This is a genomic window from Desulfitobacterium hafniense DCB-2, from assembly GCF_000021925.1.
Taxonomy (GTDB): Bacteria; Bacillota; Desulfitobacteriia; order Desulfitobacteriales; family Desulfitobacteriaceae; genus Desulfitobacterium; species Desulfitobacterium hafniense.
Window position 1 is genome coordinate 3891586 of sequence record NC_011830.1, and the last position, 25985, is coordinate 3917570.

At 46.7% G+C, this 25985-nt stretch carries 25 protein-coding genes; all 25 read right to left on the minus strand.

All coding sequences use genetic code 11. The annotated features are described in order from the left end of the window. Nucleotides 1-88 precede the first annotated feature (88 nt). Complete coding sequence (locus DHAF_RS18255) at nt 89-1753, minus strand: ribonuclease J (RefSeq protein ID WP_015944704.1); 1665 nt, start codon at nt 1751-1753, stop codon at nt 89-91. A gap of 379 nt (nt 1754-2132) precedes the next feature. Next, entirely contained in the window at nt 2133-3008 is an 876-nt protein-coding gene (gene dapA, locus DHAF_RS18260; protein ID WP_015944705.1) for a 4-hydroxy-tetrahydrodipicolinate synthase, read from the minus strand. Between the two features lie 29 nt (nt 3009-3037). Continuing rightward, the gene (dapG, locus tag DHAF_RS18265) at nt 3038-4267 is read right to left on the minus strand and encodes an aspartate kinase (protein WP_005808827.1); all 1230 of its coding nucleotides are present in this window, start codon (nt 4265-4267) and stop codon (nt 3038-3040) included. Between the two features lie 134 nt (nt 4268-4401). Beyond that, nucleotides 4402-5391, minus strand: a complete 990-nt coding sequence (locus DHAF_RS18270; RefSeq protein ID WP_015944706.1) for an aspartate-semialdehyde dehydrogenase — start codon at nt 5389-5391, stop codon at nt 4402-4404. Nucleotides 5392-5488: 97 nt separating this feature from the next. Further along, nucleotides 5489-6076, minus strand: coding sequence for a dipicolinate synthase subunit B (locus tag DHAF_RS18275; protein WP_005808831.1), 588 nt, complete (start codon nt 6074-6076; stop codon nt 5489-5491). An 18-nt stretch (nt 6077-6094) separates the two neighbouring features. Continuing rightward, complete coding sequence (gene dpsA / locus DHAF_RS18280) at nt 6095-7006, minus strand: dipicolinate synthase subunit DpsA (RefSeq protein ID WP_011460385.1); 912 nt, start codon at nt 7004-7006, stop codon at nt 6095-6097. 84 nt (nt 7007-7090) lie between these two features. Further along, nucleotides 7091-7894, minus strand: coding sequence for a 4-hydroxy-tetrahydrodipicolinate reductase (gene dapB, locus DHAF_RS18285; protein WP_005808837.1), 804 nt, complete (start codon nt 7892-7894; stop codon nt 7091-7093). A 156-nt stretch (nt 7895-8050) separates the two neighbouring features. After that, nucleotides 8051-8332, minus strand: coding sequence for a YlmC/YmxH family sporulation protein (locus DHAF_RS18290; protein WP_015944707.1), 282 nt, complete (start codon nt 8330-8332; stop codon nt 8051-8053). 12 nt (nt 8333-8344) lie between these two features. Then, nucleotides 8345-8647, minus strand: coding sequence for a hypothetical protein (locus tag DHAF_RS18295; protein WP_015944708.1), 303 nt, complete (start codon nt 8645-8647; stop codon nt 8345-8347). Between the two features lie 68 nt (nt 8648-8715). Continuing rightward, complete coding sequence (gene dut / locus DHAF_RS18300) at nt 8716-9171, minus strand: dUTP diphosphatase (protein ID WP_005808844.1); 456 nt, start codon at nt 9169-9171, stop codon at nt 8716-8718. Nucleotides 9172-9185: 14 nt separating this feature from the next. Then, on the minus strand, nt 9186-10460 hold the full coding sequence (locus DHAF_RS18305) for a M16 family metallopeptidase (RefSeq protein ID WP_015944709.1): 1275 nt from the start codon (nt 10458-10460) through the stop codon (nt 9186-9188). Nucleotides 10461-10465: 5 nt separating this feature from the next. Next, nucleotides 10466-11605: a D-alanyl-D-alanine carboxypeptidase family protein gene (locus tag DHAF_RS18310; protein ID WP_015944710.1), complete on the minus strand. Its 1140-nt coding sequence runs from the start codon at nt 11603-11605 to the stop codon at nt 10466-10468. Nucleotides 11606-11626: 21 nt separating this feature from the next. Then, complete coding sequence (locus tag DHAF_RS18315) at nt 11627-12379, minus strand: polysaccharide deacetylase family protein (protein WP_015944711.1); 753 nt, start codon at nt 12377-12379, stop codon at nt 11627-11629. A 69-nt stretch (nt 12380-12448) separates the two neighbouring features. Then, nucleotides 12449-14620 (minus strand): polyribonucleotide nucleotidyltransferase, encoded by a 2172-nt coding sequence (locus DHAF_RS18320; protein ID WP_015944712.1) that lies wholly within the window; start codon nt 14618-14620, stop codon nt 12449-12451. Nucleotides 14621-14882: 262 nt separating this feature from the next. Next, nucleotides 14883-15149, minus strand: a complete 267-nt coding sequence (gene rpsO / locus DHAF_RS18325) for a 30S ribosomal protein S15 (RefSeq protein ID WP_005808855.1) — start codon at nt 15147-15149, stop codon at nt 14883-14885. 120 nt (nt 15150-15269) lie between these two features. Beyond that, entirely contained in the window at nt 15270-16226 is a 957-nt protein-coding gene (locus tag DHAF_RS18330) for a bifunctional riboflavin kinase/FAD synthetase (protein WP_015944713.1), read from the minus strand. A gap of 44 nt (nt 16227-16270) precedes the next feature. Further along, nucleotides 16271-17155: a tRNA pseudouridine(55) synthase TruB gene (truB, locus tag DHAF_RS18335; protein ID WP_015944714.1), complete on the minus strand. Its 885-nt coding sequence runs from the start codon at nt 17153-17155 to the stop codon at nt 16271-16273. Continuing rightward, entirely contained in the window at nt 17139-18119 is a 981-nt protein-coding gene (locus tag DHAF_RS18340) for a DHH family phosphoesterase (protein ID WP_015944715.1), read from the minus strand. Before DHAF_RS18340 ends, truB begins: the two co-directional genes overlap by 17 nt. Then, nucleotides 18109-18486, minus strand: a complete 378-nt coding sequence (gene rbfA, locus DHAF_RS18345) for a 30S ribosome-binding factor RbfA (protein ID WP_011460392.1) — start codon at nt 18484-18486, stop codon at nt 18109-18111. The genes DHAF_RS18340 and rbfA overlap by 11 nt, the downstream gene beginning before the upstream one ends. Before the next feature lie 24 nt (nt 18487-18510). Continuing rightward, nucleotides 18511-21426 (minus strand): translation initiation factor IF-2, encoded by a 2916-nt coding sequence (gene infB, locus DHAF_RS18350; protein ID WP_011460393.1) that lies wholly within the window; start codon nt 21424-21426, stop codon nt 18511-18513. Nucleotides 21427-21469: 43 nt separating this feature from the next. Next, entirely contained in the window at nt 21470-21766 is a 297-nt protein-coding gene (locus tag DHAF_RS18355; protein WP_015944716.1) for a L7Ae/L30e/S12e/Gadd45 family ribosomal protein, read from the minus strand. Continuing rightward, nucleotides 21760-22029, minus strand: coding sequence for an RNase P modulator RnpM (gene rnpM / locus DHAF_RS18360; protein ID WP_011460394.1), 270 nt, complete (start codon nt 22027-22029; stop codon nt 21760-21762). Before rnpM ends, DHAF_RS18355 begins: the two co-directional genes overlap by 7 nt. A gap of 9 nt (nt 22030-22038) precedes the next feature. Further along, nucleotides 22039-23520: a transcription termination factor NusA gene (nusA, locus tag DHAF_RS18365; protein ID WP_015944717.1), complete on the minus strand. Its 1482-nt coding sequence runs from the start codon at nt 23518-23520 to the stop codon at nt 22039-22041. 46 nt (nt 23521-23566) lie between these two features. After that, complete coding sequence (rimP, locus tag DHAF_RS18370) at nt 23567-24025, minus strand: ribosome maturation factor RimP (RefSeq protein WP_015944718.1); 459 nt, start codon at nt 24023-24025, stop codon at nt 23567-23569. Nucleotides 24026-24212: 187 nt separating this feature from the next. After that, a complete protein-coding gene (locus tag DHAF_RS18375) occupies nt 24213-25091 on the minus strand; it encodes a DUF6612 family protein (RefSeq protein WP_015944719.1) in 879 nt (292 codons plus the stop codon). Between the last annotated feature and the right edge of the window lie 894 nt (nt 25092-25985).

Below are 25985 nucleotides of genomic sequence, written 5' to 3' on the forward strand. Positions count from 1 at the left end.
TCCTTCCCGACAGGTAATTAATTAAAAACGAAGTGTTGCAATCTACCCGTCAAAGTAGTTTGGCAACACTTCATTTTAGCAATGGATCTTATTCTACTTCCTGAATAATCGGCAGAATCATGGGGCGCCTCCGGGTTTTCTCATAGAAATGCTTGCTTAAGGTTTCTCGAACTTGTCCCTTTAGTACAGCCCATTCTGTAACATGATTCTCCCTGAGGCGGTTCATGGTTTGTCTTACTTTATCTTTTGCTTCTTCTAGCATGGATTCCGATTCCCGTACATAGACAAAGCCACGTGTTACTACATCAGGGCCTGCCACAATAGCGCCGGAGCTGCGGCTAATCGTCATAACCACGATTAAAATGCCATCTTGAGAGAGTTGTTTCCGATCTCTTAGAACAATATTGCCGACATCGCCAACACCAAGTCCATCAATCAGCACTTTCCCAGCGGGAACTTTTCCCGCTATACTCGCTCCATGGCGAGTGAACTCAACAATTGTGCCATTATCAGCAACAAACGTGTTCTCTCTGGAAATTCCCATTTGCTCGGCCAGTTTAGCATGCTTAATAAGCATACGGTACTCACCATGAACAGGAATGAAATACTGAGGACGAATCATATTAAGCATGAGCTTAAGCTCTTCCTGGCTGGCGTGCCCGGAAACGTGCATACCCTGGTAAGATTCATAGATCACATTGGCACCGAGCTTAAACAAGAGGTCGATGGTTTTTGATACTGATTTTTCATTACCGGGGATAGGATTGGCAGATATGATCACTGTATCGCCGGGCTGAATTTCAATACGCCGGTGATCGCTCATAGCCATCCGGGTCAGAGCCGACATGGGCTCACCCTGACTGCCTGTCGTTAGAATACAAGCTTGATTGCCCGGCAAGTTCACCACTTCATCCACATCAACCAAAGTATCCTCCGGTATATCCAAATACCCTAACTCAGAGGCTATGGCTACTGTGTTGACCATACTCCGGCCGACCACAGCAACCTTGCGGTTAGTATGGTGCGCTGCCGTAATCACTTGCTGAAGTCTGTGGACATTGGTTGCAAAGCTGGCAATGATGATTCTGTCTTTGGCACTATTAAATGCTTCCTCGAACATGTGTCCCACGCTGCGTTCAGACATGGTAAAACCAGGCCGTTCCACATTCGTACTGTCGGACATCAGGCAAAGGACCCCTTTATCGCCCAGTTCAGCGAACTTATGAATATCAATCTTTTCACCCATGACAGGAGTATGATCCACTTTGAAATCCCCAGTATGAACAATAGTACCTAGAGGAGTATGGATCGCCAGTGCCACTGCATCTGGAATACTGTGATTCACACTCAGGAACTCAACTTTAAAAACTCCAAGTTTAACCGTATCTCTGGGACGGACCACCGTGGCCTTGATATTATCGAGATTTCCTTCTTTTAATTTGGATTGAATGAGTCCTAAGGTTAATCGTGTAGCAAAAATAGGAGCATCCAAGTCTTTGAGGAGATAAGGCAGTGCACCAATATGGTCTTCATGACCATGGGTGACTAGAATCCCTTGAACCATGTCCTTATGCTCCAGCAGATAAGAATAATCTGGTATAACTATGTCTATCCCCAGCATCTCATCTTCGGGAAATGCCAATCCCGCATCTATAACGATCATTTGATTATCGTAACGAATCACGGTCATATTTTTACCGATCTCGCCTAATCCGCCTAAAGGTATGATCTGAACCTTATGTTCTTTTGGCAAATTTTTACACCTCCACCATATTTTTCCTTTTGATAGAACTATTTGTGCCTTCTTTTCACGGATCTTGCTAATTTGCTTCCACCTAAAAATGATAAGGAAACCTCCGAGAAGTTGTCCTTATACTATCATCCGCTCTAAACACGTTCTGATAGTGAAACAAAAAGACTCGAAATACCCAAACGAATACAACGCCCTTGGTACTCGCTGATATTCCGCAAACAAATATGAAACTTACCGCACAATACAGTCAATCTATTATAACTCTTTATGTAAGGAAAGACAAGAGATAGAAAAAGCAGAAATTCAATCTAAAAAAATTGAATCTCTGCCTTTCAATAATTACCTGCAGGTTTTATCAATGAAGTTTGCTTTACCGTTTCTACCCTTTGATCTTTTGGTAGAGATCATCCAAGAAAGCTTCTTCCTCCGGGGCCGCACAGACTAAGGGGAGTTTTACCCCTCCTGCATTGATGCCTGCTTTCTTTAAAAGATATTTAACAGGAACCGGATTGGTGGTCACAAACACTCCTTTGAACATAGGCATAAGCTTTAGATGCCATTGCAGGGCAGTCTGTGGTTCGCCATTAAACCAGGCATCAACCAATTGTTTGATTTCATCACCGACCACATGAGCCGCTACACTGATGATGCCGTCACAGCCTAAAGACAGCATGGGCAAGGTTAAAGAATCGTCACCGCTATAAATCAGGAAGTCTTCCGGTAAAATACGTCTCATTTCGCTGACTTGATCCATGGAGCCGGCTGCTTCTTTAATGGAGGTTATGTTGGGAATTTCACTTAGCCGCAGAACCGTTTCCGGAAGAAGATTAATGGATGTTCTTCCCGGAATATTGTACACCATCAAAGGCAGGGATATTGCTTCAGCAATAGCTCGAAAATGTTGATACAATCCTTCTTGTGAAGGTTTATTGTAGTAGGGGACCACAGCCATGAGCCCATCTACTCCGGTTTTCTCCGCTTGGCGCGCTAAATTAATACTCCCGTCGGTGGTATTGGAGCCAATTCCGGCTATTACCGTTGCTCTGCTGCCTACAGCCTTCTTGACCGTTTTGAAAAGTTCAATCTTTTCTTCGGCTGATACTGTGGGAGATTCACCGGTGGTACCGCAAACAACGATTCCATCATTACCATGCTCGATGAGATAATTAGCTAACTTCTCGGCTTCCGGGTAATTCACTTCCATTTTGTCATTAAAGGGTGTGACCATTGCCGTCATAATCCTATTCAAAGCCATATCTCTCTCAACTCCTCATTTGCTTGTTTTTAACAGGCACCCAACAGAAACTTCTTGTGGAGTGCTTGCACTGCCGGAACCATATCCTCTTTATTGACAAGTACCCATATAGTTGTGTGAGAGTCTGCTGACTGCAAGATACGGACACCCGCATCGGATAAGGCCTCCACCATATTGGCCATCACACCGGGAACTCCTGCGATACCCGCTCCAACGATGGAGACTTTGGCACATCCAGGGACCGCTGTAGGCTTAAATCCTAAATTATCGAGAATCTTCATTGCTTTTTCCGCTATTTCATCAGGTACGGTGTAAAGCACACTCTCCGGCTGCACACTTATAAAGTCGACACTAATATCTGCTAAAGCCATTCCCTTAAAGATCTGTTTATCGACTTGCAGCACATCGGCTACATCATGGGTAGGTACTTGAATCTGGGTCACATTGGGCGTGTGGGCAATCCCCGTAATCGTTCGGTCTCCCGTAATATCTGTTCCCGCTCCCATGTCGGGCTGTATACTTGTTACTAAAGTTCCTCGGGCATCGGAAAATGTACATTTGATCCAAATGGGAATATTGCGCTGCATAGCAATTTCCACCGCACGGGGATGAATCACTTTGGCTCCCTGATGGGCCAAATGACATATCTCATTATAGGTTACCACATCTAAGATACGGGCATCCTCAACAATACGCGGATCGGCAGTCATAATTCCTTCCACATCAGTATAGATATCGATGGCCTCGGCATTTAATGCAACACCAAGAGCTGAAGCTGTAGTATCGCTTCCCCCGCGACCTAATGTGGTGACCTGGCCATCTTCGGTAACTCCTTGAAAGCCGGTAACGACGACAACTCTTCCCTCACTTAGATGATCAAGGATCCCTTTCGGCTCTACGCGAATGATGCGGGCATCTCCATAACAATCATTGGTTATAATTCCTGCTTGACCACCTGTTAACAGGATTGCCTCAAGCCCCATGCTCTTTAGGGTGCTGGTCAAAACCACACCGGAGATGATTTCCCCGCAGCTCATCAAAAGATCCATTTCCCGCTTGGGTGATTCAAGGGTAATGCCGTTGACCAGATTGATAAAGGTATCTGTCGCATAGGGATCCCCACTGCGTCCAATGGCGGAAACTACAACAACAGGTGAATACCCTTCCCGCACTGCTTCAGAGACTTTTGCGGCAACCTGGGCCCGACGTTCAGCACTGGATACTGAAGTTCCCCCAAACTTTTGGACCAAAACACGCACCTGAACTCCTCCTGTCGCCTCACATTATTATTCAATTATTCTATTCTCTGATCCAGAGGCTGTATGCTTGTGTTTTTAACATTTTAATATGGACCCTGCTATGAACACTCTTCTCTACAGTGCTCATAATCAGACTATAATAAGAGTTCGGCAATCTGTATCGTATTGGTGGCGGCTCCCTTACGAATTTGGTCACCCACAACCCAGAGATTGATCCCATTTTCAATGGAAAAATCTTTACGGATACGGCCTATATAGACTTCATCGGTGTCTGAAGTAAACCAAGGCATGGGATAACGATCTTCTGCCGGATTATCCTCAACGATAACTCCCGGAGCCTTTTGGAAAGCTGCCTTGACCTCATCCAAGCCGACACTCCGCTCTGTTTCTATGTTAATAGATTCGGAATGGCTTCTTAACACAGGAACCCGGACTGTGGTTGCCGTAATCGGCATAGTATCCACATGAAAAATCTTCTGAGTCTCCTTAACCATCTTCCACTCTTCTTTGGTGTAATCTCCTTCTTGGAATACATCAATTCTGGGAATCAAGTTAAAAGCAATTTGATAAGGGAATGTCTGACTCTTCACTTCTTCCCCTTGCACCCAATTGCGAACCTGATCTTCCAATTCTTCGATCCCTTCACGTCCTGCTCCGGAAACGGCCTGATAGGTTGACACAACCACCCTTTTAATCCCTGCCAGATCAAAGATAGGTTTCAAGGCGACTGCCATAATAATCGTTGAACAGTTAGGATTAGCGATGATCCCCTTATGCCATTTTACATCTTCCGGGTTGACTTCAGGTACGACCAGGGGGACCTCAGGATCAAGACGATAAGCACTGCTGTTATCAATCACTACAGCCCCGCTTTTAACCGCGGAAGGAGCGAATTCTGTACTGGATGATCCTCCGGCAAATAATGCTATATCGATACCTTTAAAACTATCATGGGTAGTTTCTTGAACCTCAATTTCCCTGCCTTGCCAAAGGATCTTTTTGCCTGCGGAGCGTTTTGTCGCTAATAAGCGTAATTCCTCCACAGGAAAATTCCTTTCCACAAGAATCTTTAAGAACTCTTGTCCAACCGCACCTGTAGCTCCAACAATTGCAACATTCGGCATAAATGTTCCTCCTTAATCCACTGATAAAATACTAGGAATATGGTGCTAAGCCTGAAAGCACAGCACCATATCCACCTAACTGATCAGTTTGAGTTTATTAGTGATAATCAACCAGTATGGGCTGAATTTGTTTTCCCTCATAAGCCATGAGAATTGTATCCGGAATTTTATCCATATGGGCTACTAAAGAATTCGCTTTGGTAGCCGGGCTATCCTGCCCGAATGGAACGAGAAATATATTTTTTGTACATAAAAGCGTCCCGATATTCCGCGCGTTCAATCCCAGGCCATCATTGGTTGAGACGGCTATCACCAAAGGCCGCTGATTACGAAGATGGGCTTTGGCCGCCATCAGCACCGGAGTGTCGGTAATACCATTGGCCAGCTTTGCCAGTGTATTGCCTGTACAGGGCGCAATGAGCAGGCAGTCAAATTTCTTCTGCGGCCCGATGGGTTCAGCATCCGGGATAGTCTGAATAACCTTTTTCTGGGTTATTTCTTCGAATTTTTTCTTCCAGTCTTCTGCTTTACCAAATCGTGTGTCCATGGTATCTACGGCATAAGAGATAATGGGCGTTAAATCCGCTCCTTCTTCAACCATCTTACGCATGACCTCAGTGATTTCATGCAAGGTGCAATGTGAGCCCGTTACAGCAAAACCAATCTTTAACCCGTCAAGTTTCATGCCTTCGTCACCTCCACTTCAAAACTTTAAAGAGGCATTCTTTGTGGTCAGGTGGCGAAGAATAAGTTGCGGGTAGACTTGAGCAAGAATTTTCCCTGCTGCTTTGGGTGCAACCTTACCGGGTAGACCTGGGGCAAGCATTGCTTTGATGCCTTTAGCCTTGGCGTATTCAAAATCCGTGCCGCCGGGAAGTGAAGCAATGTCGATAATGACAGCCTCATGATTCACCTGTTCCAACATGACTTTGTCCAGAATCAGGTGAGGAACTGTATTGAAAATAAGTTCCGCCTTCCCAATCTTTTCATCCAGATCAGCAAAATGAACCGCCTCCAGGCCCATTTCCAAGGCCCTGGCCAGATCCGCCGGTTTACGGGCTACTCCGGTAACATGAGCCCCCATCCCTTTTAAGGTCCGGGCAAGAGTCCAGCCACATCGCCCCAGGCCAAGCACAAAGCTCTCACTGCCGTGGATAGTGATGGGGGAGGCCTCCATGGCCATTTGGATAGCTCCTTCCGCTGAAGGGATCGAGTTGAGAATAGCAAGTTGATCAAGGTTAGCCGTTTCGACAATCTGGATTCCCAGCATTTCTGCAGCTGATTTTAAGGCGGGACGAGCCCACCCGATAAAAAGCGGCACCTTAGGCGAAACAGCTTTTAACAGTTCCTTATTCAGCACAATCGGCGTCTCGGAATACTTGGCTTTGACATCCCCACGTTCATCGGTACCGTACATTGGAAAAAGCAGAACATCTGCCTTCTCCACCGCTTCCAGCGGTGAAGAAAGGAGTGTCACCCCTTGGATTGGAGCTGCTTTTTCAAATCCGACCCCGACTATGTAGGCCCCTAGCTTTTGAAGCTCCGGAATCATATAAATCTCTCGGTCATCCCCTCCAATTACAGCTACTCGAATTCCAGTTAGACCCGCACTCATCTTGAAGCCCCCTTTGAGACTGTGTCCCATGACTACTATCCAGTATATGAGGAAAGATAGAATGCGGTTCCCCGATGAGGATTCCTATTCGAGGAAATTCTCTAGTCCTATTACCAAATTTGAGAGTTGGCTTGCTTTGCGGACGGCCAGCATAATCCCAGGCATATAGGTTTCCCGGGAAAGGGCATCATGCCGGATCGTCAAAGCTTGTCCGAGGCCGCCGAAAATGACTTCCTGATGAGCTATAAATCCGGGCAAGCGAACAGAATGAATATGAATTCCGTCCACATCACCGCCCCGTGAGCCCTTGATTTTTTCGTACTCATTAGGATGACCCTGCACCAGGGGTTTTCTTACTTCTGATATCCACTCTACGGTTTTGAGAGCCGTTCCGGAAGGTGCATCCAGCTTTTGGTCATGATGCAGCTCAATAATCTCCACATGAGGGAAATACTTTGCAGCCTCCTGAGCAAAGCGCATCATGAGTATGGCGCCTATGGCAAAATTCGGGGCAATAAAAGCCCCCACTTTCGTTTGATCCACAAGATCCCGGATTTCCGAAATATCGGCTTCATCTAAGCCCGTGGTCCCTAAGACTGGAACGACTCCGGCCGCCAAAGCACATTTGGCATTTTTCAGTACAGATTGAGGATTGGTAAAATCCACCATAATATCTGCCCGGGTCTCTTTAAGGTGCGCCACTTCCAGAGGGCCGGTTATCTCAATCCCTAAGGGAGCCATGGCCAGAAGCTCTCCTATATCCCTGCCTTGCTGACGTGCATCTGAAGCACCAACCAGCTGCATATCTTCCTGGTCGAGGATAGTGCGAACTACTTCCCTGCCCATTTTTCCTCCGGCTCCAGAAACAAAAACACGAATTTTCTTCATCTATAACCCTCGCTACACTAACAACCCCGCTGCCAAGGCATTTCGGGGTTGTTGAACCCTTTTTACTATTTTAGTTAATTAACGTATTCATGTCAAACAGAATATTTACCCCCACAGAGGATAAGTCAGCTAAACTGTAGATAGAGGCCGCTCTATCTACAGTAAGCTTCCTTTATTAATGCGCTCTGTTCTACCACTCATATCCACAATAATGACTTCCGAACCTACCTTTTTAATAGCTTCCCAGGGAATCACCAGAATATCTCTATCTCTTTCGTTATTTCCCCAAAGCCCTGAAAAGCCGGAGCGGGAAGTAAGGATAATGGCTTCAATCGCTCCACTTGCCGAAATAGCTAAATCTGCATCTCCCACCAGTCCCAATTTTGCTCCGTCAAATAAATTGATAATTTCTTTACCCGCTAAGTCGCTAAGAAGCATCATGACTCCTCCTTATTTTTTAATTTTCAGCCACAACTGAACCGCAAAAGGCTGCACAATGGCCAGGGCCAGGGAGATGACAGCAAGTGGCTCGACAATGAATGTTGATGGATTCCACCAATTCTCCGGAATTTTTAAGAAAGAAAATAATAGCTCCAGGGAGAGATAGATTCCCCCCGCAGTACCTACGAGCTGGGTTATAGCTGCCGATAACAGACTGGGTTTTGTATCTGTTCGCCACATAAGCAGATAGCGCCTGGAGCGAAGGGATGCCAGGATTCCAGCGGCAAGTAAAAAAAGTCCTAGGGCTTGCATGGCCATACCTCCTCTATGGGATGTGTATGACAAGTTCATGCACCCTAGAACTTTTTACACTCAACAACTTAGGAAACACCTGTCGAACCAAAGCCGCCGCAACCCCGGCCGGTCTCATCCAATTGGTCTGCCAGGTAAAACTCACCAATAAATACGGGCAGAAAAACCATTTGCGCAATCCGATCCCCGTCTTTTACAACAAAAGGTTCCGAACCCTGGTTGATGACTGCCACCAGAATTTCACCCCGATAATCTGAATCGATAACCCCCACTCCGTTGGCTAAAGCCAGACCATACTTGGAGGCCAGACCACTGCGGGCAAAGACAAAGGCTCCGACCCCTGCATGGGGCAGCTCTATGGCCAGTCCGGTAGGAATTTTAACGATCTGCCCCGGCTCGATGGTCAGCTCCTGATCCAGAGAAGCTTGTAAGTCCACACCGGCTGCTCCCGGTGTGGCGTATTGGGGAAGCTTGGGAGCCTTGTCTTTCCTGACATAAGCTATCTTTACTTTAATTGAATTCAATTTCCGCTCCTCTCCTACTCTTCATCCCAGCCTATCTTCTCAAATAGCGCGTCCATATCCACTTCATTCCCTGCCGGACCTAACATGAGGAGACTTATTTTATCCCGCTTCCACAGGCGGTTGATGACTCGCTTCGTATCCTCAACGGTAACACGTTCCAGCTTTTCAACCACTTCTTCGGGAGAGATCACCCGATTATAGGTCAATTCCGTCTTGCCTAAACGGCTCATCCTGCTGCTTGCTGATTCTAAGCCCAGATAAAGTCCGCCCTTAATCTGAGACTTGGTCCGTTGCAGCTCGGATTGGGATATGCCATTCTTCTTAATATCTAAAATCTCGGCGAGAACGCATTCTACTACTTCCTGAGAATTTGAAGGGGTGGTTCCTGCATAAATAGCAAACAAACCGGTATCCACATAAGTGGAATGATAGGAAAACACAGTGTAAGCCATTCCCCGCTGCTCCCTGATTTCTTGGAACAAACGGGAACTTAAGCCTCCCCCCAGGATGTTATTGAGGATATGCATGGGATAGAGATCCTCATCTTCCTGCCCTAAACCGGGAACTCCCAGGATGAGGTGCATTTGTTCGGTATCTTTCAGGATCATTTCCTGCACCTGCTGACCTTTGGGGGTCTCTTCCAGAATTCGTCTTCCTCCCCGTTTGAATTCACCGTAAAGAGGAGCAAGCTTCTTCAAGACCTCGTCATGCTTGATTTTGCCCGCCACGGCAATGACCAGATTATCCGGAGCGTAGTGATGATCCATAAAATCAAGAATTTTCTCGCGGCTTAGTCCTTTAACACTCTCCTCGGTCCCTAAAATGGGTCTTCCCAAAGGATGGTCATTCCAGACATGATCGGAAAACAGGTCATGAATCAATTCATCGGGAGAATCCTCATACATTTTTATCTCTTCGATGACGACTTTCTTTTCTTTTTCTATTTCGTTTTCATCAAAGAGAGACTCAAAAAACATATCATTGAGCACATCCATGGCCAAATCCATGTCCTCGTCCAGCACTTTGGCATAGTAACAGGTATATTCCTTTGTGGTAAAGGCATTGAGCTGCCCCCCCACAGCTTCCAAAGATTCAGCGATATCACGGGCAGTACGGTTTTTTGTTCCTTTAAAAAACATGTGCTCTATAAAATGAGATATACCTTCATACCCTTCCCTCTCGTCCCGGGAACCCGCTCCTACCCATATCCCTACAGCTACTGAGCGTACATAATCTATTTCCTCCGTAATGATACGAACTCCGTTAGGTAAAACGGTTTTTTGATACATACCTTTCACTTCCCCTCTAAGAGATTGCTTAATCTCCCTTTTGGCTTGACCGAACTTTCCGCATAAAGTGGTGTGCTGCCTAATTTTTCTCCGTTCAGCCATACCTCATATGCTCCTAAACTATCACCGGCCTTAATGGGGAGACCTGGCTCTCTTGTCCAAACAATTTTCTTTTCAAGTTTTTCTTTATCCGTCTTTAAGATACTGATCTGAATCGGATTTTGGGCAAAGGCTTTAATCGGCTCTGAATTTTCAGCAGGAAACTCAATAGTTTCTCCCGCTTGTACATAATTCAGTGTTTCTGTTTCGTTAAAGCCCCATTCCAAGAGCTTTTGCGCATCCCCGAAACGGTCGGGAGCATGGAGGACAACAGCAATCAGCTGCCGGCCATCTTTCGTCGCCGCTGCAACCAAACATTTTCCGGCGGCAGTGGTTGTCCCTGTCTTAACTCCATCAGTATAAGGGTAATTCCAAAGCAGTTTATTGGTATTTCTTAAGTTCATGAAAAAATCGGGTTCAATAAAATGAATTTCCGTTTCTTTTAAGCGCGTAATCGAAGTAAATGCCGGGATCTGCAGTCCGTAACGAGCCATTAAAGCCAAATCATAGGCTGTCGAGACATGGTTTTTGCTGGGCAAGCCGTTGGTGTTTTCAAAATGGGTATTTTTCGCTCCGAGCAGGAACGCTTTTTGGTTCATTAATCGGACAAAATCCTCTTCAGTACCCGCTATTTGTTCTGCAATAGCTACACAGGCATCATTTCCTGATTTGACCATGGCCCCTGTAACCAGTTCATAGAGCAGAATCTTTTCCCCTGGGTCCAGGTGAATGGTGGATTCACCGACAGCTGCCGCTTTTTCGCTTACCACGACGAGCTCGTCGGGTTTTCCCAATTCCAGCCCAAGAATTGCCGTTAAAATCTTGGTAGTGCTGGCTGGCGGTCTTTGCTTATGAGCGTTTTTGTCATAAAGTATATCTCCTGTTGCCCCATCCATCAGTACCGCCGCATCGGCAGTAATAGCTAACGAGGATGTCGGTATTAATCCTTGATTGGTGTCCGTGGTTTGCGCATACACGGGAGCAGCACTTAAAGATAGTGAAATAAGAACGCAAACCCCGGCTTGCGTCCATTTTTGCTTGAACATTCTACCACCTCACATTAAAGTCTATGAGGTAGTATCTCCGACTCCTTCCAATGTTATCAGTTCATTTACAGTAATGAATTGGAATCCTTCCTTGGTCAGTTGGCTTAAAATATTGGGCAAAGCTTTCACTGTGTTCTCTTTGGGATGCATTAACACAATAGCTCCTTCTCGGGTGGGCTTAATGCCAAACCGTACGGCAGGATCCACAATGCGCTTGGTAATAATTTCCGGCGTACTTTCCGGACGCCAATCCACCGTATCCAGGGTCCAAAGAATGGTGGTATAGCCAAGATTTTCAGCCGCTTTAAGCCCTGAGGCTCCCTTTTCGCCATAAGGCGGTGCATAATACTTGGTCTTGGTTCCAGTGATCTCCTGAATGATCGCTTCTGTCTTCAGAATTTCTTCTTGATTGGCACTGACGGATATTTGGTCAGGATGGGGATGGGAATAGCCATGATTTTCGATGGCGTGGCCGCGGGCCTGGAGCTCTTTCACCATTTCCGGATTATTTTTAGCCCAGCGTCCCGTAAGGAAGAAGGTTGCTTTGGCATGATACTTATCTAAAGCCTCCAGAATCCCGGGCACAAACTCTCCGCCCCAATCCACATTAATGGTTAAAGCCATGACTTTCTTCTCGGTCTTGACTTGGTCTATAGGGGTGGGGAGGTTTGCCACGATCCCCACCACTCTCTGTTCTATCAATAAGCCGACAGCTAATACGAGAATAAGTCCGAAAAGCTTTAAGGTCTTAAATGGAATTTTAAAAACATACATTCGTCTACCCCCTTCCATTTAGATGTATGCAAGGGGGGACGAATGCAGAATAATTGAGGCTATTCTTCTTTAACTATTCCTGGGATTTTTATTGGCTGTGCTTCCATTGGGATTAGGGTTGGGGTTGGGAAGTGCCTCTTTCCGGGAAAGGTTCAAGCGCCCTTGCTTATCGATGCCTGTCGCTTTAACCAGGATTTCGTCTCCCAGTTTCACCACATCTTCTACTTTCTCAACCCGTCCGTGGGCCAGTTGGGAAATATGAACCAGCCCTTCTTTGCCGCTTAATCCCAGCACACCGGGAATAACTTCTACAAAGGCTCCGAAGTCCATAATCCGGGTTACCCGGCCATTATAAATACGGCCTACTTCCACCTCTTGGGTAAGGGCTTGGATGATCTTAAGGGCGTTCTCCCCGGCTTCTCCATCCACTGCGGATATAAAGACCCGGCCATCATCTTCGATATCGATCTTGACACCGGTTTCATCAATGATCTTCTTAATGGTCTTACCGCCAGGTCCAATCACCTCACGGATCTTATCCGGGTGAATGGATGCCGTAATAATTCTCGGCGCAAAGGGTGAAAGCTCCGGTCGTGGTTTTTCAATCACAGAGAGCATTTTATCAAGAATAAACAGGCGTCCTTCTTTCGCTTGAGTAAGGGCTCTTTCCAGGATTTCCCGGGATACCCCTTTGATTTTTATATCCATCTGCAAGGCTGTCACACCTTGACTGGTTCCTGCCACTTTGAAATCCATATCTCCATCATGATCTTCCATTCCTTGAATGTCGGAAAGAATGGCGATATGATTCTCCTCGCTGATCAAGCCCATAGCTATTCCGGCCACAGGAGATTTAACAGGCACTCCGGCATCCATCAAGGAAAGAGTGCTGCCGCACACTGAGGCCATCGAGCTGGAACCATTGGATTCAAGAACCTCCGAGACCAGACGAATGGTATAGGGGAAATCGTTTTCATTAGGGATAACAGGGAGAAGGGCCCGTTCAGCCAGAGCTCCGTGGCCAATTTCCCGACGACCCGGTCCGCGCATAGGACGGGTTTCCCCTACACTGTAAGGCGGGAAATTATAGTGGTGCATGTAGCGCTTGGACTCTTCAAGGCCTAACCCGTCAAGAATCTGTTCATCACCAACGGCTCCCAGAGTGGCCACCGTGAGTACCTGAGTTTGCCCCCGGGTAAACAGACCGGTACCATGAGTTCTGGGTAAGATTCCGACTTCGACACTGATGGGACGGATTTCGTCTAAAGCACGTCCATCGGGACGAATATGCTCTACAGTAATCAAACGCCGCACAATCTTATGTACGAAATCTTCCAGAATCTTATCAATGGTTTTCAGGTCTTCAGGGTATTGCTCCGCGAAATGAGCCAAGGCCTCTTCCTTCACTTGCCGGATGGCTTCTTCCCTTGCTTTCTTTTCTTCGGTGCGAACTGCCTGATCCATTTTATCATAGGCAAATGCTTTGACCGCCTGGACGATCTCTTCCGGCATCTGCTTCATCACAACTTCTTGTTTGGGTTTGGCTAAATTTCTTTCCAGAGCTTCGAGGCGATAGTTCTCGATAAACTCAGCAATACGTTGAATCTCACGGTGACCAAACATAATGGCTTCCAGCATTTGAGCTTCCGGTACCTCTTGGGCACCGGCTTCCACCATCATTACCGCATCCTTTGTACCGGCGACGGTAAGATGCATGACGCTTTTTTCGGACTGTTCAACGGTGGGGTTAATAATAAATTCATCCCCGATTAAACCCACGGTCACAGCAGCTACCGGTCCTTCGAAGGGAACATTGGAAATCGTCAAGGCTGCCGAGGCTGCGTTAATACCGGTAATGTCGGAGGCACAATCCTGATCGACCGACATTACCTGAGCAACGACTTGTACATCATTGCGATAGCCTTCGGGGAATAGAGGCCGAATCGGCCGGTCGATGAGGCGGGCAGACAGAATCGCCTTCTCACTGGGGCGCCCCTCCCGCTTAATAAAGCCTCCCGGAATTTTCCCGGCGGCATAGAGTCTCTCTTCAAATTCAACGGTCAACGGAAAAAAGTCAATACCTTCCCTTGGTTGAGCACTTCCAGTAGCAAATGCTGAAACAACGGTATCCCCATACCGGCAGAAAATGGCACCGCCCGCTTGCTTACCTATTTTCCCGGTTTGGAAGGTCATCGTCCTGCCGCCGACCTGGATCGAACGTTCTAATACTTCCTGTGTCACAATGGAACCTCCTTAAAATTCTCTCCAACTATTTTCTTCTTAACTTGATTCATCTTCGACATATTGTTATTATTTCCTGCATTTAGATTAAAAAAACTAATTATATAAAGAAAACCTGATTTCGCTGAGTCCTGGCGAAAGGGTCGTCTTTAGTTGCCCTTACTATCCGCCAATAAAAGCTTTATTCCCTGATACGTATAAAAAAGAGAGACAGGAATAGTCTGTCTCTCTTTTCTCTCCATTTTATAGTGTGCGAACAGGATTAACGGCGTAAGCCGAGATCGGAAATAATCTTACGATAGCGGTTGAAGTCCATATCTTTCAGATAGTTGAGCAGAGCACGGCGTTGTCCAACCATCTTCAAAAGGCCACGGCGGGAATGATGATCCTTCTTGTGGGTCTTGAAGTGCTCAGTTAAATAGGTAATGCGCTCAGTGAGCAAGGCAATCTGCACTTCAGGAGAACCGGTATCTCCTTCGTGTTGTTGGAACTTCGCAATAATTTCTTTTTTCTTTTCGGCTGTCATCATGGTAATTTACCTCCATTAATTCTAAAAATCGCCTGCTGCCCAGAATTGCGACGGAGAACGCAAGCCCGAGCGAGCGGTTCTCATGTATTTTACTAAAAAAAATTCTATTTGTAAAGGAATTTAATGAGCATTTACGGCCTGAACAGGGTTTCCGAAGATTTCTTCCAGTACTTGTTTCGTCTTTAAGGCATCCCGTTCCAGCTGTCCCTTCAGCTCGTCAAAACCATTGAATTTTCTTTCATCACGAATCTTCTCTTCACAGCATATTGCTAATTCCATGCCATAAAGATCGCCGCTGAAATCAAAGAAGTGTATTTCTACCGTAAGGGCATATTCCTCATGAAACGTGGGCTTCATGCCAATATTCATCATACCATGAACAAGCCGTCCTTCGATCTCGGCCCATACGGCATAGACTCCCCGTTTGGGAATAATCAGCTCTTCATAGATCCTTAAGTTTGCTGTCGGATACCCTAAGTCATGGCCGCGCCTTTCTCCTTCAACCACAGTTCCCACCAGCTTATAGGTCCGGCCCAACAGCTTCTTGGCTTGGACGGCATCCCCATTAAGCAAAGCCTTGCGGACGGCTGTCGAAGAGATGACCTTGCCCTCAAACGTCTGGGGCTGGAGCACACTGACTCCAAAGCCATAGTCTTGGCCATAGCACTGAAGGTCTTCAGCAGTCCCTTTTCCCAAGGCACCAAAGGAGTAGTTGAAGCCAACCACAATATGAATGACGCCGAGTTTGACAAGGATATCTCTGACAAACCCTTCAGGGGACGTATCAGCCATTTCCTTTGTAAAGGGTACTAAATAAACCCGATCGACGCCGATTTCAGAAAACAACCTCATCTGCTCTTTTTGAGTGGTCAGGAAGCCTAGAACCCTTTCCGGAAAAAGCAGCTTCAAGGGATGAGGTTCAAACAGAAGAACGGCAAGATCCACTCCTTTTTGAGCAGCTTGCTCCAAACCGCTTTTAAGCAAGCGTTGATGTCCCAGATGCACTCCGTCAAAATTTCCTAAAGCCAATACACACTGATGCCCAGGGTCTGACGGTAATTCTTGGATGATTTGCATAGTTCCCCACCTAACTTTCCCTCAGTACTACTCTATTTTTATCCTTAAAAAACTTTGTAAGGACAGAGGGCCTGCTCTCTCCAAATTCCTATACCTAAAAAATTTCCCTCACTAAAGACTTGAACTTCGCACCCCTCACCTATCTCAGCCCCGACCTCAATTTGACTTTTCGCTGTCGAAAGTCCATTGCGAAAGGCCAACGCTCTTTGCGGAGACAAGGACACCCGGGGTAAGTCCAATACTTGGATGTAAGGAATCAGGAATGAATAATCATCCTGCTCCATAAAGTTTTGAATCGTCTCCAGGGATAGACTCTCCTGAATATGAAAGGGTCCGGAACGGAGGCGGATCAGCGCTGACATATGTGCCCCGCACCCTAAAGTCTGCCCCATATCATGGCACAATGTCCGTATGTAGGTGCCCTTTGAACAATCCACTTCAAAAATCGCCTTAGGGTATTCACCTGCAATCCATTCCATAAGCTGCAAATGATCGATGTGTATTTCCCGGGATGTTCTTTCCACTTCCAGACCCTGACGGGCTAATTCATAAAGACGTTTCCCTTGATGTTTTACCGCCGAGAACATAGGTGGAATCTGCCGGATGGAACCAAGATACTGGGGAATGAGCCGTTGAAAATCCTCAGCACTCACCTGAGCCGGCTCCTTGTGGAGAATCTCTCCGGAAGCATCCTGGGTGTCTGTCGTTATGCCAAAAATCATCTCACAACGGTAGGATTTTCCCTGATTGGTGATATATTCAGCCAAGCGGGTTGCTTTACCGACGCAAATGGGCAATACCCCCGTAACCTCGGGATCCAAGGTTCCCGTATGCCCAATTTTCCGGGTGTTCAATATTCTTCTTAAGCGAACGACCACATCAGAAGAAGTCATCCCTGGGGGTTTGAGTACATTAATGACTCCGTCCAAGCTTGAGCTCCTCCTCAATGATTTGCCGAACCTTCTGCTTTGCTTCTTCCAGGGAAAGATGCAAGGTGCAGCCTGCCGCCCGTTGATGTCCCCCACCGCCAAAACCATCGGCGATTCTGTTGACATCAAACCAGCGATTGGAGCGCAGGCTTACACGCACCACATCAGGTTTGACTTCTTTAAGTAAGACTGCGACCTCTACCCCTTCTACAGTTCGGGCATGGTCGATCAGCCCTTCGCTTAAACTTTCCTCAGCACCGCTTTCCTCAAAGTCTTGTTTCCTTAAGGTCATCATCCCTAGTTGTCCCTCTGCAAAAAACTGCAATTGATTTAAGCCCCGCCGCAGCAACTCTAACTTAACCATAGGGGTTTGATCAAAGACGAAATGATGAATATCACCTAAGCTGATTCCGGTCTCCATGAGTTCACCGGCAATCTGATGAGTCTTCGCAGTGGTATTGGCATACTTAAAGGATCCGGTATCTGTCAATAAAGCTGTATAGAGGTTGGCAGCGATTTCCTGAGTTAATTCCACATTAAGCCGGCGTACTAAAACATACGCGAGCTCACCGCTGGCTGCAGCCTGACTATCCACCCAATTAATCCTGCCAAAGTTCTGATTGGAAATATGGTGGTCTAAATTCAGAATGACGGCATCCGCGGGCAGATCCTCCCTTTGCAATTGGACCCGTTGCAAGTCGGCGCAATCTACAAAAAGCAACGTTTCAGGAAGAGGATCAGGCATTGATTGAGTAATCTTGTCTACACCGGGCAAAAAACTTAAATTGCGCGGAATTGGATCGGGGTTAAACATCGCTACTTCTTTCCCCAAAGCTTCTAATGCCAAGCCAATTCCCAGCATGGATCCTATGCAATCCCCGTCCGGGGATACATGGGAGAAAAGCGCCACTTTTGACGCTTTTCTTAATTCCTCTGCCATTTGAGTTATTACACTATTGATCATGGGATTCGCCCTCGTCTTTTTCTTCCTCCTGCTTTACTCCCCGCAGCAATTGGGCGATATGAGCGCCATGCTCGATGGAAGTATCGTACTTGAACACGATCTCAGGAGCATGCCTTAAGCGAACCCTTTTGCCGATTTCGCTGCGTACGAAGCCCGCTGCCCTTTTTAAGGCATCCAATGAATCCTTAGCCTGCTGGGAGTCACCCAAAACACTGACATAGACTTTAGCATTGCCAAGGTCATCGGCGACTTCGACACTGGTCACCGTCACAAAGCCAATCCTGGGGTCCTTGAGTTCCTCCCGGATCAACTGGGATATTTCTTGCTTTAGGGTCTCGGCGAGCCTATTCGAACGATGTTTAGCCATGTGGTCTCCCTCCATAGGGGTGAATTATAGTTGTCGTTTCACTTCTTCCATGATAAAGGCCTCTATAATGTCTCCCTCTTTAATATCATTGAAGTTTGCTACTCCAATACCGCATTCGTAGCCTTCCACAACCTCTTTGGCATCGTCCTTGAAACGTCTCAGGGATTCCAGCTCTCCTTCATGAATGACTATGCCATCACGAATGACGCGGATTTTGGAGTGCCTTGTGATCTTGCCGTTGAGCACATAAGATCCGCCGACAGTTCCAACTTTGGGAACTTTAAAGACTTGGCGAACTTCAGCCCGGCCTTGTACCACTTCTTTAAAATCAGGATCCAGCATACCTGTCATAGCAGCCTTAACATCCTCAATCGCATCATAGATGACCCGATAGAGGCGCATATCTACTCCTTGCAGCTCTGCTGTTGCTTTGGTATTGGCGTCGGGGCGGACGTTAAAGCCAATGATGATAGCATTGGAAGCCGCGGCAAGCATGATGTCTGTCTCTGTAATGGCTCCAACCCCTCCATGAATCGGGTTGACCCTGACTTCACTGGTGGATAAACGAAGCAGTGATTGCTTCAGAGCCTCGATAGAGCCCTGAACGTCAGCCTTGATGATCACATTCAGCTCTTTGACTTCCCCTTCTTTAATCCGATCGAAAAGGTCCTCTAAGCTGACTTTAGTCGTCTGCCGCACTTCTTCAGCCTTCCGCTCGTTAGCACGTGCTTCGGCAATCTGGCGGGCATGTTTCTCATCGTCAACAACATTGAAGACTTGACCGGCTTTGGGAACCTCATTGAGCCCCTGAACCTCGACAGGAGTGGAAGGACCGGCTTTTTTAACACGGCGTCCTTTGTCATCCACCATGGCACGAATGCGGCCAAAGGAGGATCCGGCGAGAATAATATCGCCAACATTTAAGGTTCCTTTAGAGACGAGAACTGTCGCCACAGGTCCCTTTCCTTTATCCAATTCAGCTTCAATCACTGTTCCGGTGGCACTGCGATTGGGGTTGGCCTTCAGCTCTTTGATTTCCGCGACAAGCAGAACCATCTCCAAGAGCTGTTCAATATTCATGCGGGCTTTGGCTGAAACAGGCACCGCGATGGTGTCTCCTCCCCATTCTTCAACCACCAGTCCATACTCGGTCAATTCCTGCTTAACCCGATCCGGGTTAGACTCTTCTTTATCAATCTTGTTGATGGCGACAATGATCGGCACATCGGCAGCTTTGGCATGGTTGATCGCCTCAACAGTTTGGGGCATCACACCATCATCTGCAGCCACCACAAGAATGGCAATATCCGTGACTTGAGCCCCGCGAGCGCGCATAGCGGTAAACGCTTCATGGCCCGGGGTATCAAGGAAGGTAATCTTCTGTCCATTGATCTCTACCTGATAAGCACCAATATGCTGAGTGATACCCCCTGCTTCCGATGCAGTGACTTTAGTCGTCCGTATGGCATCAAGGAGTGATGTTTTACCATGGTCAACATGCCCCATGACAGTGACAACGGGTGGACGTGACCGCAGTTCAGCAGGATCGTCCTCAATCTCTTCAATCACAGTGATGGGCTTTTCGATCTTAACCTCCACTGTAACTCCCATTTCTCCCGCAATAATGACGGCAGTTTCCGAATCAATCTCTTGATTGATGGTGGCCATGACACCCATATCCATCAGTTTCTTGATAACTTCTCCGGATTTGCGACTCATTTTGGCTGCCAAATCCTGAACCGTCAGGCTCTCCGGAATAACGATATGCTTGGGGGCTGTATCACGAATCTCCCGTGGTGCTGCCTTCACATTGCGTCTGTTGCCTCGTGGTGCGCGTATCTCTTTTTCCATCTCTTTTTTGCGTTCAAAATTCCGGTCTTGTGGCTTCTTCTTTTCACCGATTTGACGCTTAGGCGGTTGCTCTACAGCTGGTGTACCAGGAGTTGCAGGGGGTCTCTGAGGTGGTCTTTGTCCCTGGGGACGGTCTCCCATCGGTCTCTGCCCTTGGGGACGATCTCCCATTGGTCTTTGCCCTTGAGGACGATCTCCCATCGGTCTCTGCCCCTGAGGACGATCTCCCATTGGTCTTTGCCCTTGAGGACGATCTCCCATTGGTCTTTGCCCCTGAGGACGATCTCCCATCGGTCTCTGCCCTTGAGGGCGATCTCCCATCGGTCTCTGCCCTTGGGGACGATCTCCCATTGGTCTTTGCCCTTGAGGACGATCTCCCATCGGTCTCTGCCCTTGAGGACGATCTCCCATGGGTCTTTGCCCCTGAGGACGATCTCCCATTGGTCTTTGCCCCTGAGGACGATCTCCCATTGGTCTTTGCCCTTGAGGACGATCTCCCATCGGTCTCTGCCCCTGAGGACGATCTCCCATTGGTCTTTGCCCTTGAGGACGATCTCCCATTGGTCTTTGCCCCTGAGGACGATCTCCCATCGGTCTCTGCCCTTGAGGGCGATCTCCCATCGGTCTCTGCCCTTGGGGACGATCTCCCATTGGTCTTTGCCCTTGAGGACGATCTCCCATCGGTCTCTGCCCTTGAGGACGATCTCCCATGGGTCTTTGCCCCTGAGGACGATCTCCCATTGGTCTTTGCCCCTGAGGACGATCTCCCATTGGTCTCTGCCCTTGAGGACGTCCTTCTCCTTCTACTCGGGAACTTTCCACTTGCAAACCTTGAGATTTGTCACGATTCCCTTCAGCCGGCCCTTGCGTTAAGTTCTTGCTTTCCTGGGACGGAACGCTTTTCCTAGGTTCTACGGCTTGTTCTTTACCCTGCGGTTTCTGAATTCGAGTCCGAAGACGATTGGCATCCTGATCTTCGACGGCACTCAAATGGTTCTTTACATCGACACCTATACTTTCCAGGCGACTCATCACTTCTTTGCTGCTTAAATTTAATTCCTTGGCTAATTCATGAACACGTATACTCAAAATACCACCCCCACATATTCAGCGCACATTATCTTTCCAGGCGTCAACTCCTTATCTTTAATATGGCCTTAGCAAATCCTTCGTCCATAATCAAAACCGTTGATCTTGGGGAGAGCCCGATGGCCATCCCCAAGTCCTGCTTAGTCCCCAGTATCAAAACAGGCAAGCGAAGGTCTTCCGCCCATTTCCCATATTTCTTATGAGTTCCAGGAGCGTCTTCAGCCAAAATGAGAAGAAATCCCTTCCCCTTCTTTAGCATAACTTCTATTTGTGACTCTCCGGAGGTAATTTTTCCCGCTCTTCGGGCTAATCCTAAGAGTGAGTAGATTCGTTCTAGCACTCTCTACCCAACTTCCTTTCCAATTCCTCAATCACTTGAGGTGCCAGTTCAATTTCCAGGGCTTTTTGGAACCGCTTACCCTTTACTGCTGCTTTAAAGCACTCGATATCGGGGCAAATGTATGCGCCACGGCCATTCCGTTTACCAGTGAGGTCAAGCTCCACGGCTCCTTCTGGGGTGCGAACTACGCGAATGAGCTCCTTTTTCGGTTTCATTTCTTGACAGCCCAGACACATTCTTAGCGGAATTTTGCGTGTCTTCATAGCATTCACCTACCTTTTGCCTTTGGCTTTCTTCTTTTTCTCCTTGCGGCTGTTTTTCTCATCCGCTTCAAAGTATTTCATCATGGACCGATCCCGTTCCGTCAGTCGTTCTTCCTTATCGCCTGACTCTGTGTAGGCATAGTTTTCCTCAGCATTTTCGGCCTTAGGCTCCCCGTTATCCGGAGTCGCTGCATAGTCTTCGCTTTCTTCGTAGGGAAGTTCTTCATTTTGATAAGCATCGAATTCCTCATACTGGTCATTCTCATCATAAACCAGCTCATCATCATAATTCTCCCCATAGGTCGCGTTTTCATCGTAGTCCTCATTCTCTTCATAGTCATCGTATTCGCTATAGTCTTCATATTCATCGTAGTTTTCATACTCTGCATAATCAGCGAATTCGTCGTACTCTTCGTATTCTCCCTGGACTTCATTCTTATCGGGAATAAGATTTTGGGCCAGGGCCTGGGACTCACTCTTAATGTCAATCTTCCAATTGGTCAGCTTGGCGGCCAAACGGGCATTTTGACCTTCTTTGCCGATCGCCAGGGATAATTGATAGTCGGGAACTACGACCAAAGCCACTTTCTCATTAGGTTTAGGGTATACTCCCACAACTTTGGCCGGGGAAAGGGCATTAGCCACAAATTCCTCAGGATCTGTGGAATAATTGACGATGTCTATCTTTTCACCCTTCAACTCGGTAACAATGGTTTGAACCCGGCTGCCTTTCGGTCCTACGCAAGCCCCCACAGGATCTACATTGGCATCCCGGGAATAAACAGCGATTTTAGAGCGGGCTCCCGCCTCCCGGGACACACCTTTAATCTCAACCAGTCCGTCATGGATTTCCGGCACTTCCAGTTCAAACAAACGTTTAATCAGACCCGGGTGGGTACGGGAGAGCATGACCTGAGGCCCTTTGGTTGTTTTTTTGACTTCTACCACAAAGGTCTTAATCCGCTCAAAGGGTTGATAAGTCTCACCGGGAATTTGTTCCTGTGCTGTCAGAATGGCCTCTACCTTACCTAAATCAACAATGACGTTTTTCTGATCATAGCGCTGAACAATTCCGGTAACGATATCCCCTTCCCGGTTGATATATTCATCGTAAATCATGCCCCGCTCAGCTTCACGAATTCTTTGCACTACTACTTGTTTAGCTGTCTGAGCCGCAATCCGCCCAAATTCACGGGGCGTGACTTCGTATTCCACCACATCATCGATGGCATAGTTGGGGTCAATCTTCTGTGCTTCTTCCATACTTACCTGAGTTCGTGAATCTTCAACCTCTTCCACCACGTTTTTCCGGGCGAAAACTTTGAACTCTCCAGTCATACGGTCGATATGTACCCGGACATTCTGTAATGAAGCAAAATTTTTCTTGTAAGCAGATATCAGGGCCGCTTCAATGGCTTCAAACAGAATATCCGCTGAGATCCCTCTGTCTTTCTCCAATTCATGGAGGGCCTCAATGAACTCCATATTCATTTTTTATTCTTCCCCCTTATATTATGTTCCAAAACATATCACTACACTAGAACTCAAAGGTCAGATTAGCTTTATCTACTATCGCTCTGGGGATGGCCATTCTTTCCTTTTCATATTCCAAAACGATATCATCCTCGATTAAACCCACTAAATAACCGGTAAATTCTTTATATCCCTGATATACTTCTTTGGTCAGGACCCGGACGAGCTTTCCTGTGAAGCGTTCAAAATCTTCATCCTTCTTCAGTGGGCGTTCCAATCCCGGTGAAGAGACTTCAAGCATATACGCTTGGGCTATCGGGTCATGCTTATCCAATACCTCGCTTACCAAATGGCTTACATTAGTGCAATCATCAATATCCACTCCGCCTTCTTTATCAATATAGATGCGGAGATACCAGTGTGCACCTTCCTTAACATATTCGACATCAACCAGCTCAAGGCCTTGTTCGGTTATTACCGGTGCAATGATCGCTTCAACTTGTTCCATGATGGATTCTCCCATAGCCATCCTCCTCTTATTTTAATAACCACTATGATTAGTGTTGCGAGGTTTTCATGAGTTATACAAAACAAAGGAAAGAGTGGGTTCAAGACCCACTCCTCTTCGGCTGCAATAGAATTTCTCTTCTTTAAACTATAGCACATACTGGGAGATAGTGCAAGCTATTTGAAATGATTCGTCAATTTCTTTAAGAGGCTGGTAATTCCATCTCTGGAGCGTTTATAGCTTCCTCAGGAATGGTGAAGTCTTGGGCGTTATTTGGGTTTAAAATCGTGTATTCCATAAATATTTCCGCATTAGCGAAGATGTCTTTTATCTCTGCAGGCATATTTGGCTCTTCAGCCAGAGCTTTACCTAAGTTTCTCATATTCTCGGATAGATCCATTTGACACTTCAATGTATCAAGAGTAGCTTTATCAACCCAGATCGTATAGACCATATCCCCTATCTGAGAAAAGACATCCGCACTGATCAGACCATTCCCTAAGCCAAGCATATCGCCGGCTGTTTCCTGGAAAATCTGGTCAAAGATATCTCCTGAAGCCACCAGCTTTATCTTTAAGGCATCTTTCCCGTCAATTTTTTCTTCCCCAATGATTTCTGCCGAGACAAGATGGTCCATAAACAATTTAAGGTTATCCTTGGGATCCATATACATCGTTTCCATCATGGCTGGGTCATCAAAGGTGATTTTTTGCCAGTTGTTTTCGATATTCTGATAGATAGCCATCTTTTGCTCATTTTGCTCTGCATACTGCTCTATCGTCATTTTTTGACCCATGCCAGGAATAGTGGTTTCCATAACCATTTTCATTTTCATCGGGTTTTGAAATACAGTTCCTTTTCCTGTCATGGACATATCCAGAACCTCATCTTCGACAGAAAACTTCATATTCATAGTCATATCCATATCATAGCTCTTAAGCCCATACCACTTTGCAAAAGATTCCTCAGCGATCTGTTGGGGGCTTTTTTCCTGGTTTACATTAGCCGTCCCTGTCGAACAGGCTACAAGAGTCATTGTGCAAATGAGCACAAGCATGAGAGATACTATCTTTTTATTCATTCCAGCTAAGCACTTCCTTCTTATCCATTTTAATAGGGCTTCGAAAATCATAGGTACTGATTTAATATTAGCATAGATATCCCGCTTCTGATAGCTGAATAATATGGGAAGGAAGCGATGGCTAGTCTATAAAATATTTTAGACTCAAATGGTGCAGCGCTGCAACATTTGAGTTGCAGCAGGAACGCTTTGCAGATTCTTATCCCGCAAAAAACATTAGAAACAGTTGAGAAAGCAGCAATACCCCAGAAAACATCATCATTATAAGCTTTTTTGATCTATAGTAAAACACAAAAGCCGCAAGGCCAATTAATGGTATAAGAATATTTATCCAGCTCATATGCCCTTCATTCCTACGGTAACATGCGTAACAAATTGCTGTAAAGAGCCAATGCGACTAAATAGAAACTACTTAAAGCCAAAAGTACAACAATTGTATTTGTTAGATATAGCAAAATTTTCTTTATTTTAATGTCCATTATACATACCTCCCGGTTTAAATAATCTTTCTTAAAGCTCATTATCTCAGATCTTAACTGAAGGTTCTATGTGCAAAGTATTGTCAAGTAGCAAGAACGCCTCACGGCACCCAAGCCCTCACAGATCCGTGCGGGCGCAATTAACGCACACGGCTCTTCATCTTGAGATTTGCTGGCTGTTAGCCGTAAATGCTTACCCTTACGCTTGGCAACGCCAGTGGAAAACAGCTTGAACCCTTCCCATGTGTAACTGCGTTTCTGACTTCTGCGATTCAACCATTTGAAGAGCGCATGTATTGTCCTGAAGTAGTAAGTGTGGATGCTCGGGCTATTATCGGTGACGCCGTAGTACTGATAATGGCCGCGCAATTTTAAGTTTAGCGCTACAAACATCGTATGGATTGGCAGGTGGCGA

Bases quoted from the DNA above. Each gene is read 5' to 3' on its own strand.
- dapA (WP_015944705.1), bottom strand. From the start codon at position 3,008: ATGGCTTTGAATAGGATTATGACGGCAATGGTCACACCCTTTAATGAC.
- DHAF_RS18270 (WP_015944706.1), bottom strand. From the start codon at position 5,391: ATGCCGAATGTTGCAATTGTTGGAGCTACAGGTGCGGTTGGACAAGAG.
- DHAF_RS18275 (WP_005808831.1), bottom strand. From the start codon at position 6,076: ATGAAACTTGACGGGTTAAAGATTGGTTTTGCTGTAACGGGCTCACAT.
- dpsA (WP_011460385.1), bottom strand. From the start codon at position 7,006: ATGAGTGCGGGTCTAACTGGAATTCGAGTAGCTGTAATTGGAGGGGAT.
- dapB (WP_005808837.1), bottom strand. From the start codon at position 7,894: ATGAAGAAAATTCGTGTTTTTGTTTCTGGAGCCGGAGGAAAAATGGGC.
- DHAF_RS18290 (WP_015944707.1), bottom strand. From the start codon at position 8,332: ATGCTTCTTAGCGACTTAGCGGGTAAAGAAATTATCAATTTATTTGAC.
- DHAF_RS18295 (WP_015944708.1), bottom strand. From the start codon at position 8,647: ATGCAAGCCCTAGGACTTTTTTTACTTGCCGCTGGAATCCTGGCATCC.
- DHAF_RS18305 (WP_015944709.1), bottom strand. From the start codon at position 10,460: ATGTATCAAAAAACCGTTTTACCTAACGGAGTTCGTATCATTACGGAG.
- DHAF_RS18310 (WP_015944710.1), bottom strand. From the start codon at position 11,605: ATGTTCAAGCAAAAATGGACGCAAGCCGGGGTTTGCGTTCTTATTTCA.
- DHAF_RS18315 (WP_015944711.1), bottom strand. From the start codon at position 12,379: ATGTATGTTTTTAAAATTCCATTTAAGACCTTAAAGCTTTTCGGACTT.
- rpsO (WP_005808855.1), bottom strand. From the start codon at position 15,149: ATGATGACAGCCGAAAAGAAAAAAGAAATTATTGCGAAGTTCCAACAA.
- DHAF_RS18330 (WP_015944713.1), bottom strand. From the start codon at position 16,226: ATGCAAATCATCCAAGAATTACCGTCAGACCCTGGGCATCAGTGTGTA.
- DHAF_RS18340 (WP_015944715.1), bottom strand. From the start codon at position 18,119: ATGATCAATAGTGTAATAACTCAAATGGCAGAGGAATTAAGAAAAGCG.
- rbfA (WP_011460392.1), bottom strand. From the start codon at position 18,486: ATGGCTAAACATCGTTCGAATAGGCTCGCCGAGACCCTAAAGCAAGAA.
- rnpM (WP_011460394.1), bottom strand. From the start codon at position 22,029: ATGAAGACACGCAAAATTCCGCTAAGAATGTGTCTGGGCTGTCAAGAA.
- nusA (WP_015944717.1), bottom strand. From the start codon at position 23,520: ATGAATATGGAGTTCATTGAGGCCCTCCATGAATTGGAGAAAGACAGA.
- rimP (WP_015944718.1), bottom strand. From the start codon at position 24,025: ATGGGAGAATCCATCATGGAACAAGTTGAAGCGATCATTGCACCGGTA.
- DHAF_RS18375 (WP_015944719.1), bottom strand. From the start codon at position 25,091: ATGAATAAAAAGATAGTATCTCTCATGCTTGTGCTCATTTGCACAATG.